This is a genomic window from Oxalobacteraceae bacterium OTU3CINTB1, from assembly GCA_024123955.1.
Classification (GTDB): domain Bacteria; phylum Pseudomonadota; class Gammaproteobacteria; order Burkholderiales; family Burkholderiaceae_D; genus Rugamonas.
Map to the genome: position 1 here is coordinate 4,013,644 of CP099652.1, position 16,568 is coordinate 4,030,211.

Sequence of the window (16,568 nt, forward strand, 5' to 3'; positions counted from 1 at the left end):
GAAACACAATAAGTATTGCCCTAGAGTAAGTTTTTGATTATCCTCGACATGACCCATGGAAACTGCCCGGGTCCCCACGACGATAACGAGATAATGACGACATCCAAGCCGACAGTTGAGATCAGCGCCACGGAACACAAAGCCACCATCGCCCGCGAAGCGCGCCGCGTCACCTCGTACGACGTGGCGATCGTCGCCGGGGTGTCCCAATCGGCCGTCTCGCGCTGCTTCAAGCCGGGCGCCAGCGTCTCCAAGGCAACCTACGCCCGCGTCATGAAAGCGGCCTCGCTGCTCGATTACATTCCCAACGCCGCCGCCCGCAGCCTGATCACCCGCCGCTCCAACATGGTGGCGGTGATCATCACCAACCAGGCCAATCTCTATTATCCCGAGCTGCTTGCCGAGCTGAGCCAGCAGATCACCGCGCGCGGCAAGCGCGTTCTGCTGTTCACCTTGGCGCGCGAGACCGATGTCGACCGCGTGCTGACCGACGTCTGGCAGTTCCAGGTCGACGGCGTGATCGCCGCCGCCCGCCTCAGCGACGAACACATCGCCGAATTCGAGCGCCGCCACATGCCGCTGGTGCTGTTCAACCGCGCCTTGCGCAACCGCGTCGTCAACACCGTCACTTGCGATCACCTCGAAGCGGGCCGCATGCTGGTCGCGCGCCTGGCCGCCGCCGGCCATCGCCGCTTCGGCATCATCGCCGGCACCGAGGACTCCTCGGTCGCCAACGAACGCCGGCGCGGCGCCTGCGAACGCCTTGCCGAACTGGGCCTGCCGCCGCCGGTGGTGGTCCCGGGCCAATCCGACTACCGCAGCGGCGGCGCCGGCCTCAAAGCCATCATCGCGCAGCTAGGCGACGTGCCCGATGCGATCATCTGCGGCAGCGACGTGATGGCCATCGGTTGCCTCGATTACGCCCGCCACGAACTGGGCATCGACGTGCCGGGACAGCTGTCGGTGGCCGGCTTCGACGCCGTCGAGCCGTCCAACTGGTTGAGCTACAACCTCACCACCTTGCGCCAGCCGATGCCCAAAATGGCGGCCTCGGCGGCCGACCTGCTGTGCGCCGTCATCGACGGCCACGAGCACCCTTCCGATTCGCAGCCGGAGCGGCGCGTCTTCAGCGCCCAGTTCATCGAAGGCGCGACGGCCCGATTGACGCCGATGCCGGCGCTCGGCGGCACATTGGCGACCGGCATGCGCACGCCGGTCGCTATAATGTAGCGGATGAACGCAGCCCAACCTCCAAATCCCATCCGATTTACGCCGCAAGGCCTGATCCCGACGCCGGAACAAACAGCCATCCAGCTGTCGCAGAGCAAAGTGGTGCTGGTCGACGCCAACGCCGGCGCGGCCAAAACCACCACCCTGGCGATCCGCATCGGCGAGGCGCTGGCCCGCAAGCTTCCTCCCGAACAGATCCTCGCGCTGACCTTCACGCCGGAGGCGCGCGACGTCATGCGCCAGCGCCTGATCGATGTCGGCGTGCCGCAGGCGCTGGTGGCGCGCCTGGCCGTGATGACGTTCGAGGACTTCGCCGCCTGGCGGCTGGACACCATCGACGGCGACAACCTGCGCCGCTGCGCCGAGGCGCGCCAGCTGAAGGAATACGCGCTGGCCGCCGTCGACCGGGTCGGCGCGCGCTACGCCGGCCGGCTGGAGGCGCTGGAACTGAACACCCACAGCATCGCGCTAAGCCAGTTCCTCGATGTCCAACTGGGCTTGAAAGCGACGATGGCGCTGGCCGCCGACGTCGACTTCATAGGGTTGGAGGAGATCGCCGAGCTGCTCGGCGTGCCGCTGGCCGACTACCTGACCACGGTGGAATACGAAACGCTGCGGCTGGACGGCGGCGCCGGCGCGGTGTTCCGCGGCCCGTTCGACGCCACCTACGACCTGGCCTGCAACCTGGACACCGGCGCGCGCCTGGCCGAGCACTTTCCCGACTACCGGCTGGTGCTGTGCGACGAGCTGCACGATCTGAACGAGGCGGCGTTCCGCATCCTCGACGCCTTGATCGGCCGCCCGCAGTGCTTTTTTGTCGGCGCCGGCGACAAGGACCAGGTGATTCACGCGAAACTGGGCGCCAGCGAGGAGTACCTGAACCGCCGCTTCGCCGAACGCCATCCCAAGCTGGTGCGCTATCCGCTGACCTACAGTTACCGCCACGGCCCGCACCTGGCCTACGCGATGGCCGAATTCAAACACAAGGCGGTCGAATCGAGCCTGCCGGTGCACACCCAGATCCGCCAGGCGCACTACGCCACGCCGGCCGAATGCGCGCAACAGGCCATCGCCGCGATCCGCCAGTGGAAGGCCGACGGCAACGCCTACGACGGCTGCGCCATCCTGATCCGCGACCGCCACCAGTCCATGGCGATCGAGAACGCGCTGATCGAGGCCGACATCGACTACCGCACCCCGGCCATGGCAGGCTACCTGCAGCGCGACGAGATCCTGTTCTTGCGCGGCATGCTGGCCATCGGATTGAAGGACTTTGCCGCCGTCAAATCGGAACAGGTGCGCGCGGCCATCGTCGACGCCATGACGGCCTTCAGCGAAATGAAGTTTTCGGCGCGGCGCATGGACAACTTCAAGGCCCAGATCAGCAAGGACCCGGCGCTGCTGGGCGAATTGTTCATGATCGAGGACGACCGCCGCGACGGCGAGCAAATCAGCTACCGCGACGTCGCCAGCCAGGCCACCAAGAAGGCCGTGATCGACGCCATCGCCTGGCTGACCGCGCTCGATCCGGCCACGCCGGCGGCCGCCGTGCTGACGGAGCTGTGCGAGCGCGTCAAGCTGGTGGCGACCGCGCGCCGCATCTTCGTGCGCCCCTACGAGGCCGGCGTGGTCAATAAATCGGTGGCCGGCCTGCTGGAATCGGCCGCCGCCTCCGGCCAGAGCCTGCGCGAGTTCTGGACGGCGATGAACGCCCGCGAAGCCTTCATCCGCCGCAAGCGCGAACGCAAGGCGGTGTTGATCGAATGCGTGGCCAACGCCAAGGGCAAGGAGTTCGACCACGTGATCCTGCCGTTTTTGCAGGCCGACGAATTCCCGCACCCGATGCAGCCCAAGCGCGATGAGGAAAACCTGTTCTACGTCGGCGTCACCCGCGCCCGCGCGCGTCTGACTATGCTGTCGCCGGCCGATCCGGCGCTGCGCAGCGGCTTCATCGCCAATATGCGTTTGCAGCAATCGGCCGCCGCCGCCGAGGCCGCCATCGCCCGCAACCAGGCCAAGCCGGCGGAGGCGCCCGGCCGTCACTATCTGACCGCAACCTTCCACGAAAAGGACGAAGTCAAGGCGCTGGGCGCCCAATTCGACATCGCCCGGCGCGCGTGGTACGTGGAATCGGGACGCGATATGTCACCATTCTCACGCTGGCTGAAAAAATAATGCAGTGCGCCAATTAATAATAGAGAAATGCTTATATAATGTCGCTCGCGGCTGGCTGAACAGCCTCACTACACCAATGTGTCAATAACAAAATACAATTCGGGAGTATTTCCATGAACGCAAAAATCAACACCCTGCTGGCAGCCTGCACCGTAGCCCTGCTGAGCGCTTGCTCGACCCCTGCTCCAGCCCCGGCACCTGCACCAGCGCCTGCGCCGGCACCAGCGGCGGCACCAGCTCCAGCGGCCGCACCAGTTGCCGCTCCAGCCGCTGCCACCCTGCCAGCGTACCTGGACCCAAACAGCTCGATCTACAAAAACCGTAGCGTCTACTTCGACTTCGACAAGTACACCGTCAAGCCAGAGTTCGACGCCGTTGTCGCCGACCACGGTAAATTCCTGGCCGCGAACCCGAACGTGTCGATCAAGGTCGAAGGCAACACCGATGACCAGGGCAGCGCCGAGTACAACCTGGCCCTGGGCCAGAAGCGCGCCCAAGCCGTCATCACCGCCCTGAAAACCCAAGGCGTGCAAGACAGCCAGATGGAAGCCGTCAGCTTCGGTAAAGAGAAGCCAAAAGCAGCCGGCACCGACGACGCGTCGCGCGCCCAGAACCGCCGCGCCGACCTGGCCTACCCAAGCAAGTAATTTGCTAGCGGTAGCAGTAGCGTGATGAAAGCCCGGCTTCGCAGCCGGGCTTTTTTTTGCCGCGGGCTCTCCCGAAAGAGAGCTGCGCCGGGGCAACGTGTTAGTTATGCTGGAAGTTTCCATTCAACTTCAAATCACTGAAGGACTTCCATGAAAAACCTTACCACGGCCGCCGGCGCGCCGGTCGTCGACAACCAGAACACCCAGACCGCCGGCCCGCACGGCCCGGTGCTGCTGCAGGATGTCTGGCACCTTGAAAAGCTGGCCCACTTCGCGCGCGAAGTGATCCCGGAGCGCCGCATGCACGCCAAAGGCTCGGGCGCCTTCGGCACCTTCACCGTCACGCACGACATCAGCCAGTACACGCGCGCGGCGCTGTTCTCCGAGATCGGCAAGAAGACCGAGATCTTCATGCGCTTTTCCACCGTCGCCGGCGAGCGTGGCGCGGCCGACGCCGAACGCGATATCCGCGGCTTCGCCGTCAAGTTCTACACCGAGCAAGGCAACTGGGACGTGGTCGGCAACAACACCCCGGTGTTCTTCTTCCGCGACCCGCTCAAGTTCCCGGACCTGAACCATGTCGTCAAGCGCGACCCCAAGACCAACTTGCGCAGCGCCGAGAACAACTGGGACTTCTGGACCCTGCTGCCGGAAGCCCTGCACCAGATCACCATCGTCATGAGCGATCGCGGCATCCCGAAGGGCTACCGCCACATGCACGGTTTCGGCAGCCACACCTTCAGCTTCATCAGCCCGACCAATGAGCGCTTCTGGGTCAAGTTCCACTTCGTCTGCCAGCAGGGCATCGCCAATTTCAGCGACGCCGAGGCGGCCGCCGTCGTCGCCAACGACCGTGAAAGCTCGCAGCGCGACCTGTTCGACGCCATCGAAAACGGCGACTTCCCGCGCTGGAAGCTGGCGGTGCAGATCATGCCGGAGAACGAGGCGTCCAAGGTGCCGTACAACCCGTTCGACCTGACCAAGATCTGGCCGCACAAGGACTACCCGCTGATCGACGTCGGCATCCTCGAATTGAACCGCAACGCCGAGAACTACTTCGCGGACGTCGAGCAGTCGGCCTTCTCGCCGGCCAACGTGGTCCCCGGCGTCAGCTTCTCGCCGGATAAGATGCTGCAATCGCGCCTGTTCTCGTATGGCGACGCGGCCCGCTACCGCCTGGGCGTCAATCACCACGCGATTCCCGTGAACGCGCCGAAATGCCCGTTCCACAGCTACCACCGCGACGGCGCCATGCGCACCGACGGCAACCACGGCGCCGGCACCTCGTATGAACCGAACAGCCGTGGCGAATGGGTGCAGCAACCGCAATTCGCCGAGCCGCCGCTGTCGCTCGAAGGCGCGGCCGCGCACTGGGACCACCGGGTCGACACCGACTACTACTCGCAGCCCGGCAACCTGTTCCGGTTGCTGACGGACGAAAAGAAGCAGCTGCTGTTCGAGAACACGGGGCGCGCCATCCATGGCGTATCGAAGCCGGTGCAGGAACGTCACATCTTCAACTGTACCCAGGCCGATCCAGCCTACGGCGCGGGCGTGGCGGCGGCGATAGCCGCGCTGGAAGCAAAGTAAATAAAAACCGCAGGGCGGAGAAGATTCCGGCCTGCGGCTTTTTATCGCGAGATGCGGCGCTTAAGCGGCTATAGGACTACGCGGTAACCGTCACGCCAGCGCGCATCAACAGTTGTTCGCAACGTTTGGACAGATGTTGAACCTGGAGCGTCTTGCCGGCTTTGGCATAGCGTTCGCTCAGGGTCGATACCGCGACCACCGCCGAATGGTCGGCCAATCGAAGATACCGGCAATCGAGCACCACCTGTTGCGGATCGCCCTGCGGATCGAACAAATCGTTGAAGTGGGCGATGGACGCGAAAAACAGCGTGCCGTGCGGGGTATAGTTTTTGACGCCGTCGGCGCCCTGCGTCACGTCGGCACGGATTTCGCGGGCGTGGCGCCAGGCGAAACTGAGCGCCGCGATGACGATCCCGCACAGCACCGCCACCGCCAGGTCGGTCGCCACGGTGATGCAGGTGACGACCACGATGAGCAGCGCGTCATGCCTGGGCACCTTGCCCAGCACCCGCAGCGAACCCCAGGCGAAGGTCTGCTGCGCCACCACGAACATCACGCCGACCAGCGCGGCCAGCGGAATGCGTTCGATCAGCGGCGACAGAAACAGTATAAACAGTAAAATCATGATGCCGCTGACGGCGCCGGAAACCCGCGTGCGGCCGCCGGAACTCAGGTTGATCATGGTCTGGCCGATCATCGCGCAGCCGCCCATGCCGCCGAACAGGCCCGATGTCACGTTGGCGGCGCCGAGGGCGACACATTCGCGGTTCGGCAAGCCGCGCGTTTCGGTGATTTCGTCGGTCAGATTGAAGGTGAGAAGCGTCTCGAGAAGGCCTACCACCGCCATCAGCAGCGCGTACGGCAGCACGATCCGCACGGTCTCCATCGTCATCGGCACTTCGGGAATGTGGAACACCGGCAGGCCGCCGGCGATTTGCGCCATGTCGCCCAGGGTGCGGGCCGGCAGATGCAGCCCTTCGGACAACAGGCCGACCCCGACGATCGCAACCAGCGCCGGCGGCACGGCCCTGGTCAAACGGGGAAGCAAATAGCCGATCGACATCGTCAACGCCACAAGCGCGCACATCCAGACTAGCGAAGCGCCCTGCAACCAACGGCCGTCGGCCCGGAAGTGCTGCAGCTGCGACCAGGCGATGACGATGGCCAGGCCGTTGACGAAGCCGAGCATCACCGGATGGGGCACCATGCTGACCAGTTTGCCCATCCGGAGCACGCCAAACAACAGCATGATGAGACCGCTCAACACCACAGTCGCCAAAAAATATTGCAAGCCGTGCTGCGCCACCAGGGCGACGATGACCACGGCCATCGAGCCGGCGGCGCCGGAAATCATGCCGGGACGCCCACCGAAGATGGCTGTCAACGTACATATAAAAAATGCGCCATACAGGCCGGTCAGCGGATTGAGGTGCGCAACCAGCGCGAAAGCGATGCACTCGGGAACTAAAGCAAAGGACGTGGTCAGGCCGGCTAATGCATTTTTGGAAAGATTGGATGACCACATAGGAGAGAAAGAGAGGTGAAAACACGCCCACGCAGTGCGGCAAAGCCGCCGTCAGCGAGGTAAAAACGCAACAGTCCGCGTATTTTACACGGCCGCGTTTGTTTTCTCATCGGTATGGGTGAACTGGCGCACATTCAAAAAGCGGCGAGCGCGGCAAAATACCCTTGCGAACTTCTTAACCACTTTCCCGCAAGACATATCGCCATGACTACTCTGATATCCGCTACCCGCGCCCTGAACCGCCAGAAAATTGCCGTGGAACGGACGCTGTACGCGCGTTCGGCCGAGGAATCGCAATTGGCCGCGCGTTGGGCCAGCGCCTGGCATAAGTTGGTGCAGCGCAAGTTGGATAATATGGCTGCCCGTCCTGCTTCGCGGGTGGACTTCAGCGGCTTTATCGTGACGCCGCCAGCCTCCCGCGTTCTGCACTAATCCCCTCTTTTACGCCGCGCGCTGTTCGACCATCGCCGCCTTGTTGCGGCTGGCTTGGTAGCAGCTGCCCGCGCGGCGTTCCATTCCCGCACGATCCAGCACCGTCACGCAACCGCGGCGATACATGATCAAACCTTCTTCCGCCAGCTTGCCAGCCGCGCCGGTCACGCTCTCGCGGCGCACGCCCAGCATGTTGGCGATCATTTCCTGGGTGACCTTCAATTCGCTGGTCATGGAGCGGTCCAGACGTTCCAGCAACCAGCGGCACAGTTTCTGCTCGATGCTGGTGTGACGGCTGCCGGCCACGCTCTGCGCCAGTTGGGCGAACATCGCGCTGGTGTAACGCATCAACTGCTGGGCCAATGGGCCGCCGGCGTAGAACGCTTCCCGCAGCACTTCGGTGCGCAGGCGATAGCCGTAGCCATCGGCCTCGACGACCGCCGAGTAGCTGGCGCGCTCGGTTGGATAGAGGGCAACGCCTACCACGCCTTCGCGTCCGACGACGGCGATCTCGGTGGTCGCGCCGTCTTCCATCACATACTGCAGCGAAACTATCGCATTGGTCGGGAAATAGGTGTACTCGACCTTGTCGCCATAGTCGAACAAATGCTTACCGGCCGGCAACGCCACCAACTCCAGATCGCTGAACAAGGCCAGCAGATCGTCACGCGACAAGGCGCGCAGCAAATCGTTCTGCTGCGCGCCAATCAAGCTGATTGGTTGCGCGGCAGCGCCGACGTTGATCGAGCGAGTTGCGGAGGTGGTGGTATCGAAAGCGTTCATGGTTTATGCCCCTGGAAATCGTGTTGATCCTTCGAATAATGTCGTGTGGATCGCGGTGGCCTCTTTGTGCTGCACCGTTGATGACACTATATCCAGCGGGCTAACTCTGCGGTATAGGACCACCTTGTAGTCCTATGTAGGCTGTGAACATTGCAAAATGTCATCTTTGTCCTACGCAAAGCGGTTCAGCGCACATCCGGGTCAAAAAAAAGGATGTGCAATTGCCCGACTTGCTTTAGCAGACCACTCCGGGGTCAGGTCCACTTTTTCTACACGGTCTCAGCGCTACCGCCCGTTTCATCGCCAGTACGACAAAAAACCCACTGCCAACTGATCCTTCACAAACCCGTCGGCGCATCCCCAGCTATCGTCGAAATATGACCCGTCCGTTGAGAATCGAATTTCCTGGCGCGCTTTACCACATCACTTCTCGGGGTGATCGTAAGGTGGACATTTACTTGGACGACACGGACCGAGCAGTGTGGATTCAAACCTTGGCCGAGGTCTGTGCGAAGTCGAACTATATGGTGCACGCGTTTTGCCAGATGACCAATCACTACCATTTGCTACTGGAAACAGTCGATGGCAATCTATCGCAAGGCATGCGGCAGTTGAACGGCATTTACTCGCAATATTTCAATCGTCGTCATGACTTGGTCGGCCATGTGTTTCAGGGACGATATAAAGCGATTCTGGTTCAAAAGGAAAGCTATCTGCTGGAGCTAGCGCGATATATCGTTCTCAACCCGGTACGCGCGAAGCTGGTAGCAGATGCCTTGGACTGGCCTTGGAGTAGCTTCGCTTTAACCTTGGGTACCGCATCTCCGCCCACATGGTTAGACACGGACTTTACCTTGAAGAAATTCGGCGACAATCCCATCGACGCCACCAAGGCATATCGACAATTTGTCATGGACGGCGCCGGCGTAACAAGTCCGTTGTCGCGTGCCCGAAGTCAGCTGCTGCTGGGCGACGACGATTTTGTCGAGCGAATTCAGGAAATCAATCCCGCAAAAGCAATGAACGATATCGCGCGCTGCCAGCGTGGAACGCAGGCATTGCCGCTGCATGCATATCAACATCAGTACGCGGAGCGCGACGAAGCCATCGCTCGCGCGTACGCCACGAATGCCTATTCGTTCAAAGAAATAGCGCATCACTTCAATATCTCACCTACAACGGTGAGCCGCGCCGTCAAAAGCTGGAACGAGCGCCGGCCAGACGGCAATACAGCCGAGGTCGTGTAGAAAAAGTGGACCTGACCCCGGAGCTGCGTTAATACGTTGCGCGCAGCTGGACGTAGGCGGTGCGCGGGGCGCCGACCATGCGGCCGGCGTTGCCGTCGACGTTGCGCGTGTAGTAGCGCTTGTCCGACAGGTTGTTGATGCCCGCCATTACCTCGTAGCCCGGCTTGCCGGGCAGCTTCCAGCCCAGCTGCGCGTTCCACAGGCGGAAGCCGGGGATCTGCCCTACGCCGCCGTTGGCGGACTCGGCCACGGTGTTGGCGGCGTCCGAGTATTGCTTGCCTTGATGCGTGCTCGAGAAATTGGCCGTGAAGGCGCCAACCCGGTAGCGCGCGCCGACCGTGTCCGTGTTGCGCGAGTAGAACGGCACGTCCATGCCCGACGTGACGCCCGATTCCTGGATCGCCTTGGTGTACGTATAGTTGGCGTAGACGTTCAGCCCGGCCAGCGCGCTGTCGTCGCCAAAGGTGTAATCGGCCGCCGTTTCGATGCCTTTGTGGTCGGTGGCGCCGATGTTCTGGAACGTCGCCGGCGTGATGCCCGGCACCTGGATGATCTGGTTGTCGAACTTGAGCTTGAACGCGGTCAGCTCGGCGCTGACGGCGCCGGTCTTCCAGCGCGCGCCCACTTCGGCCGTCTTGGCCAGCTCGGGCTTGAGCGGATTCGATGGCGTCTGCGAGTTCAGCTGCGTGTTCTGCACGGGCCCGAACGAGGTCGTGTAGTTGGCGAACACGGTCAGCGCCTTGTTCACCAGATAGGCGACGTTGAGCGATGGCAGCGCCTTGTTGTTGTTCGATTCGAAGGTGTTGCGGCCGACGATGTCGTCGCGCTCGGAGCGGATGCGCTCGTAGCGCACGCCCGGCGTGATGCGCCAGGCGCCCAGCGCGATGCGGTCGTCGATGTAGACGGAGTGCGCGTCGGTGCTGTTGACGAAGGTGGCGGTGGCGCCGTTGACGCCGGTGGCGACGTTTTGGACATAATTGTTGTCGTCGCCCCGCTCGCGCAGGAAGCGGTAGCCGACGGTGACGTCATGCGTCATGCCGGACGCGGCGAAGCGCTGCGTATAGCGCGGCTCGATGCCCAGCACCTGATAGTTGCGCGGCTGGTAGGTCAGCTGCGTGCGCGCAGCGTTGATCAGCGCGCTCTGGCGGAAGCTTTCGTTGTAATAGGCCTTGATCTCGACTTCCTGCGTGGCCGACAAGGTGTTCAGGTAGCCGACGTCGGCGCCCTTGCGGTCGCCGCTCCAGAAGTCGGTCGGACGGGTGTTCTGGAACGGGTTGGCGTTGTACTGCGCCACCGTCAGGCCGCCGGGCGTGCGCGAGTTGACGTCGAAGTACGTCAGCTTGCCGTACACCTCGCTTTGCGGATCGATTTTGTAACGGAACTTGAGCGCGACGTCGTTGACCTTTTCATCGCTGCCCACGCGCCAGCCCGAGCCGTCCATGCCCGAATACATCAGCGCCAGGCCCAGGCCGTTGTCGAGCGTGCTGCCGACGAAGGCGCTGTACTGGCGGCTGTGGCCGGTTTCGCTGAAGTCGTTGTAGCGCACCGAGACGTCGCCGCTGATGCCGGGGCCGTCAGGAATGGCGCGGCTGCGGAAGTTGATGATGCCGCCGACGTTCTGCGGGCCGTAGCGCACCGCGCCGCCGCCGCGCACGACGTCGATCGATTCGATGTTGTTCAGGCTGACGGGGGCGAACGACAGCTGCGGCTGGCCGTACGGCGCCACCGCCAGCGGGATGCCGTCGAGCAGGATGGTCGAGCGCGGCGAGTAGCGTCCGGTCAGCCCGCGCACGCCGATGTTGAGCGAGATGGCGCTGCCGGCCGTGCCCGAGTTGTCGGTCGCCTGCACGCCCGGAATGCGGCGCAGCACGTCGCCGATGTCCAGCGCGCCGGAATTCTCGATCTCCTCCTTGCCGACGACGGTGCGCGCGCCGGGAAAATTCTTCACGCTGTTCTGCAAGCCCGAGCCGAGCCAGCTTCCCGTCACCTGGATCGATTCGATAGTCGCGGCGGCGCCGCTCTCCTGGGCGTGCAGCGCGGACGGCGCCAGCAGCAGGGAGATGGCGGCGGCCATCGCGGTCAGGGGGATATGCGCAGGGCGCGGCGCGGACAAGGCGAATTCGGACATAGATGTGATCTGGTTGGCGTTAAAGCGCAAGATGATAACACTTCTCATTCTCATCGACCAGCGGGCACTGGGACAAAATGCCTCTACCGCCTTTAAAGATGTATACGCTGGCTGACGGTGGCGCAAAACGTCGCTTTCGACAGTGGCAACGACGCCGCCGCCCAAAAGCTGTCCACCCGCCTGTTGACGGAAGTTGGCTTGCACCAGCAAGCGCAGTCGCTGCCCAAACAGCTGTCCGGCGGCCAGGCGCAACGCGCCGCGATCGCGCGCGGGCTGTTCAGCCATCCACAGGTGCTGCTGCTCGACGAGCCATTTTCCGCCGTCGATGCTTTCACACGCATGAAATTGCAGGATCTAATGCTCAAGGTGGCACGCCAGCGCGAACTGACCGTGCTGCTGGTGACGCACGATATCGACGAGGCGCTGTATCTGAGCGACAGGATTCTCCTGCTGGATGGCGTGGGGTCGCCGGCCGTGACGGAGTTCCTGCCGCCTCCCCGGCCACGCGGACGTGGCGATATCGTGCTGGCCACATTGAAGTCCTCCATTATCGATCGATTGCACGCGGTGCACGCCATCTGATCAAAAAGTCACCACTCGCCGGATGTGCGACGCGCCGTCAGAACTGGTAAAATCGCGCTCATGATGCAAACCTCCACCACAGACCAGGCAGAAACGCTGATCCGCGCCACCGGCGCGCGCGTCACGCGACAGCGCGTGACGGTGCTCGACTTCTTGCTGGGCCAGGAAAAGTCGCTGACCCACCATGAGATCCAGGACCACCTGTCGGACGAGGCGCTCGATTCGGTCACGCTGTACCGCGTGCTCGAATGGCTGACCGAAAATGAACTGGTGCACCGCATCGCCGGCGCCGACCAGGTCTGGCGCTTCAGCGCGGGCGCCGGCCACCATTCGCACGAACACGCGCATTTCCAGTGCACCAAATGCGAGGAAGTGACCTGTTTCACCGATGTCGCCCTGCCCCGCAAAATCAAGCTGCCGGACGGCTTTCAAAGCCAGGAAATCGACTTCCTGATCAAGGGCACCTGCCCGCACTGTGCGCCTAAAAAATAACAAGACGACAAAATAGTTAACGCAACATAGTTGCGTTAACGGCTGATCGGACTTATTATGCAACTCAATTGCATTAATAAATTTTGCGCCCCCGCGCCCTTTTCAGTGAGCCGTCCCATGTCTATCACCTCTCCCTCCGCCAACCCGGACTACCGTCTACCCGTCACACTCCTTTCCGGCTTCCTCGGCGCCGGCAAAACCACCCTGCTCAATCACGTGCTGGCCAATCGTGAAGGGCTGCGTGTGGCCGTAATCGTCAACGACATGAGCGAGGTGAATATCGATGCGTCGCTGTTGCGCAAGGGCGCGGAAAACGCCGGCGCCGCGCTGTCCCGCACCGAGGAGAAGATGGTCGAGATGAGCAACGGCTGCATCTGCTGCACGTTGCGCGAGGACCTGTTGCTGGAGGTGCGCAAGCTGGCCGCCGAAAACCGCTTCGACTACCTGCTGATCGAGTCGACCGGCGTCGGCGAACCGATGCCGGTGGCGGCCACCTTCGATTTCGAGGATGAAAACGGCGACTCGCTGAACCACGTCTCCCGTATCGACACGATGGTCACCGTGGTCGACGCGCTCAACCTGCTGAAGGACTACCACAGCACCGACTTCCTGGCCCAGCGCGGCGAGACCGCCGGCGAGGGCGACGACCGCACCCTGGCGGCACTGCTGTCAGAGCAAATCGAATTCGCCAACGTCATCGTGGTCAGCAAATCGGATCTGGTCGGCCCCGCGCATCTGGCCGAAGTGCGCGCCGTCATCAAGGCGCTCAATCCGACGGCCACCATCGTCCTTGCCGAAAAAGGCAACGTGCCGCTGCATACGATACTGGGTACCGGCAAATTCGATCTGGAGCAGGCCAGCCAGATGGCCGGCTGGGCGCGCGAGCTGGCCGGCGAACACATGCCGGAGACCGAGGAATACGGCATCGACAGCTTCGTGCTGCGCCAGCGAAAACCGCTGCACCCGGAGCGCTTCAACGCCTTCCTCGACGAGGCGCTGCCTGGCCTGATCCGCGCCAAAGGCTACATCTGGCTCGCCAGCCGCCCCGATTGGGCGGTGGCGTATTCGCGCGCCGGCCGCATCGCCGCCGTGGAACCGGTCGGCCAATGGTGGGCTGCCAGCGGCAGGGAGCAATGGCCTTCCCCGGGCGATCCGGATCGGCAGGCGATCGAGGCGGTCTGGGAGGAGCCGTACGGCGACCGTCTCAACGAACTCGTATTCATCGGCAGCGGCATGGACCGCGCGGCGATCGAATCCGCCTTCAACGCCTGCGTGCTGACCGACGTCGAATTCGCCGCCGGCATGCTGACGTGGCGCGGCTACAGCGATCCTTTCCCGGACTGGAGCCGGGAAGACGAAGAAGCAGAAGAACCCGCGCACGCCTGATTCCTTTTTTACGATTCCCGACCATGAAAACAACGACACGACCGCTGGTTGCGGCGATTTCGCTCGCCCTGACCACCTGTCCTTACGCCTACGCCTACGCCGACGACACGGCCGCCGACGCGGCCATGCAGAGCGTAACCATCAACAGCACCCGCAGCGCGCTCGATCCCGATTTGCCGACCACCAGCGTCACCAAGACCCAGGAAGCGCTGCAGCAGCAACAGAACATCTTCAATCCGGAGGATGCGCTGCGCAATATGCCCAGCATGACCATCCGCAAACGCTATAGCGGCGACCGCAACGCGCTGGTGGGCGGACGCAGTTTCTCCACCACGCAGGCGCCGCGCGCGCTGGTCACGATGGACGGCTACCTGCTGTCGAACTTCCTCGGCCGCTTCGACGCGCCCCGCTGGAACATGATCGCGCCGGAGGAAATGACGCGGGTCGATGTGCTGTACGGTCCCTTCTCGGCGCTCTACCCCGGCAACTCCATCGGCACCACGATCGTGGTCACCACCAGCCGCCCGATCAAATTCGAAGGGTCGGTGCGGGTGGCGATGCAGGATCAGACCTTCGACCAGTACGGCCTGAAAGACCATTACCGCAACTACCAGGGCTCAGCGCTGATCGGCGACAAACTGGCGTCGGGGCTGTGGTACAAGCTAATGGTCAACCATCAGGACTCGACCAGCCAGCCGATGGGCTACTACACCGCGACCGCCAACACCGCCGGCGTCTTCCCGACGCCGGCCGGCGCCGGCGCCGCGACCCCGGTCACCGGCGTCCGCTACGACACGGGGCCGTTCGGCACGACCCGGGCGATTTTCGGCGCCAACACCGGCGCCATCGACCATACAAAGCAGAACACCGTCAAAGCCACCTTCGGCTACGACTTCAATCGCAGCGTGAGCGCGGAGGGCTTTGTGGCGTGGTGGAGCAACGAGAGCGTGACCCGCAATCAAAGCTTCCTGCGTGACGGCGCCGGCAACACCGTCTGGTCCGGGCGGGTCGGCGACGGGGCCAACGTCTTCGTCATCCCGGTTGCCGCCTTCGCGCCGTACACGCGGGATGAACGCCACGCGCAAACCGGCGTGACCGTCAAGAGCCGCAACGGCAACGGCTGGAACGCCAGCGTATCGGCCAGCGCCTACCGCATTTTGGAGGACGTACAGCGCAACGCCGGCAGCGCCGATCCGTTCGCGGCCAGCGGCGGCGCCGGCAACGCCGTGCTGCGCGACGGCAGCGGCTTCAATTCGCTCGACGTGCAAACCACCTACTCGCCCGCCGCAGGCGACTGGACCGGTGGCGCCCACGCGCTGACCATCGGCCTGCACGCTGACGACTACAAACTCGAACAAACCACCCGCGCCACAGCCGACTGGCGCAACGCGGTCGGGCCGGTGACGCAGTTCATCGGCGGCCAGACGCGCATCGTGGCGCTCTACGGCCAGGACGCATGGCGCTTTGCGCCCCAATGGCAGGCCACCTTCGGCCTGCGGGCGGAGTCGTGGGAGGCCAGGAACGGCGCGCAACGCATCCCCGGCACGACCCGAAACTACCCACGCCGCAGCGAACAGGCATGGTCGCCCAAGCTGTCGCTGGGATGGGACGCGGCTGCCGATACCACCTTGCGCCTGTCGGCGGGACGCGGCACGCGCTTCGCCACCGTTGCCGAACTGTTCCAGGGCACTGCCGTCGGCAGCAGCATCGTCGTCAACGATCCAGATCTGAAGCCGGAACGCTCGAACGCGCTCGAGCTGATGGCCGAACAACGGGAATCCTTCGGCACCTTGCGCGCCTCGCTGTTTCAGGACGATGTGCGCGACGCGATCTGGAGCCAGCTTAATCTGAACGTCTTCCCCAACGTGACCAATGTGACCAACGTGGGCCGGGTGCGCACGCGCGGCCTGGAGCTGGTGGCGCAAATCGACCAGTTGGGCATTCGGGGGCTAAGCGCCGATGCCAACATCGCCTTCAGCAAATCGACGGTGCTGGAAAACGCCAACTACCAACCGTCCGTTGGCAAGAACTGGACCCGCGTGCCGCGCGTGCGCGGGTCCACCACGCTGACCTATGCCCCCGGCGTAAAGTGGAGCGCCTCGGCGACCTACCGCTATTCCGGACGCCAGTTCAACGAGATGAACAACTCGGACTACAACACCGACGTCTATGGCGCCATATCGCGCGTCAGCCAGGTGGATATGCGGCTGCTATTCAAGCCTGTCGCCGGCACGGAACTCGCTGTCGGCATCGACAACCTCAATAACGATCACGCTTACCAGATGCATCCCTACCCGGGCCGCACGCTGTTTGCGGAGATGCGTTACGTTTTTTAGTATCCAGCACGGAGC

13 protein-coding genes are annotated in these 16,568 nt (G+C 63.2%); 10 read left to right on the forward strand and 3 right to left on the reverse strand.

From position 1 onward, the window contains the following. Positions 1 to 93: 93 nt before the first annotated feature. The 4 genes from NHH73_17395 to NHH73_17410 all read left to right on the forward strand — a co-directional run bounded on the left by NHH73_17395 (position 94) and on the right by NHH73_17410 (position 5,642). Positions 94 to 1,230: a LacI family DNA-binding transcriptional regulator gene (locus tag NHH73_17395; GenBank protein ID USX24394.1), complete on the forward strand. Its 1,137-nt coding sequence runs from the start codon at positions 94 to 96 to the stop codon at positions 1,228 to 1,230. A 3-nt stretch (positions 1,231 to 1,233) separates the two neighbouring features. After that, positions 1,234 to 3,405, forward strand: coding sequence for an ATP-dependent helicase (locus NHH73_17400; GenBank protein USX24395.1), 2,172 nt, complete (start codon positions 1,234 to 1,236; stop codon positions 3,403 to 3,405). 113 nt (positions 3,406 to 3,518) lie between these two features. Beyond that, on the forward strand, positions 3,519 to 4,052 hold the full coding sequence (pal, locus tag NHH73_17405; GenBank protein USX24396.1) for a peptidoglycan-associated lipoprotein Pal: 534 nt from the start codon (positions 3,519 to 3,521) through the stop codon (positions 4,050 to 4,052). Positions 4,053 to 4,202: 150 nt separating this feature from the next. After that, positions 4,203 to 5,642 carry a catalase gene (locus NHH73_17410; protein USX24397.1) on the forward strand — a complete coding sequence of 480 codons (1,440 nt, stop codon included), beginning with the start codon at positions 4,203 to 4,205 and terminating at the stop codon, positions 5,640 to 5,642. 76 nt (positions 5,643 to 5,718) lie between these two features. Here the strand turns inward: NHH73_17410 and NHH73_17415 are convergent, their stop codons facing one another. Then, complete coding sequence (locus NHH73_17415) at positions 5,719 to 7,167, reverse strand: SulP family inorganic anion transporter (protein USX24398.1); 1,449 nt, start codon at positions 7,165 to 7,167, stop codon at positions 5,719 to 5,721. 204 nt (positions 7,168 to 7,371) lie between these two features. Between NHH73_17415 and NHH73_17420 the strand changes: the two genes are divergently transcribed. After that, positions 7,372 to 7,599, forward strand: coding sequence for a hypothetical protein (locus NHH73_17420; protein ID USX24399.1), 228 nt, complete (start codon positions 7,372 to 7,374; stop codon positions 7,597 to 7,599). Between the two features lie 9 nt (positions 7,600 to 7,608). On the opposite strand, the gene NHH73_17425 is transcribed toward NHH73_17420, so the two are convergent. Beyond that, the gene (locus NHH73_17425) at positions 7,609 to 8,382 is read right to left on the reverse strand and encodes a Crp/Fnr family transcriptional regulator (GenBank protein ID USX24400.1); all 774 of its coding nucleotides are present in this window, start codon (positions 8,380 to 8,382) and stop codon (positions 7,609 to 7,611) included. 458 nt (positions 8,383 to 8,840) lie between these two features. Between NHH73_17425 and NHH73_17430 the strand changes: the two genes are divergently transcribed. Further along, positions 8,841 to 9,629, forward strand: coding sequence for a transposase (locus NHH73_17430; protein USX24401.1), 789 nt, complete (start codon positions 8,841 to 8,843; stop codon positions 9,627 to 9,629). 28 nt (positions 9,630 to 9,657) lie between these two features. Here NHH73_17430 and NHH73_17435 read toward each other — a convergent pair whose 3' ends face one another. Further along, positions 9,658 to 11,703, reverse strand: a complete 2,046-nt coding sequence (locus NHH73_17435; GenBank protein USX29648.1) for a TonB-dependent siderophore receptor — start codon at positions 11,701 to 11,703, stop codon at positions 9,658 to 9,660. Positions 11,704 to 11,874: 171 nt separating this feature from the next. Here NHH73_17435 and NHH73_17440 point away from each other — a divergent pair, with 171 nt between their 5' ends. From NHH73_17440 to NHH73_17455, 4 genes are all read left to right on the forward strand, one after another. After that, a complete protein-coding gene (locus NHH73_17440; GenBank protein USX24402.1) occupies positions 11,875 to 12,339 on the forward strand; it encodes an ATP-binding cassette domain-containing protein in 465 nt (154 codons plus the stop codon). A 60-nt stretch (positions 12,340 to 12,399) separates the two neighbouring features. Further along, the gene (locus NHH73_17445) at positions 12,400 to 12,831 is read left to right on the forward strand and encodes a transcriptional repressor (GenBank protein USX24403.1); all 432 of its coding nucleotides are present in this window, start codon (positions 12,400 to 12,402) and stop codon (positions 12,829 to 12,831) included. Positions 12,832 to 12,948: 117 nt separating this feature from the next. Continuing rightward, positions 12,949 to 14,217 (forward strand): GTP-binding protein, encoded by a 1,269-nt coding sequence (locus NHH73_17450; GenBank protein USX24404.1) that lies wholly within the window; start codon positions 12,949 to 12,951, stop codon positions 14,215 to 14,217. Positions 14,218 to 14,240: 23 nt separating this feature from the next. After that, entirely contained in the window at positions 14,241 to 16,553 is a 2,313-nt protein-coding gene (locus tag NHH73_17455; GenBank protein ID USX24405.1) for a TonB-dependent receptor, read from the forward strand. The last annotated feature ends 15 nt before the right edge of the window (positions 16,554 to 16,568 follow it).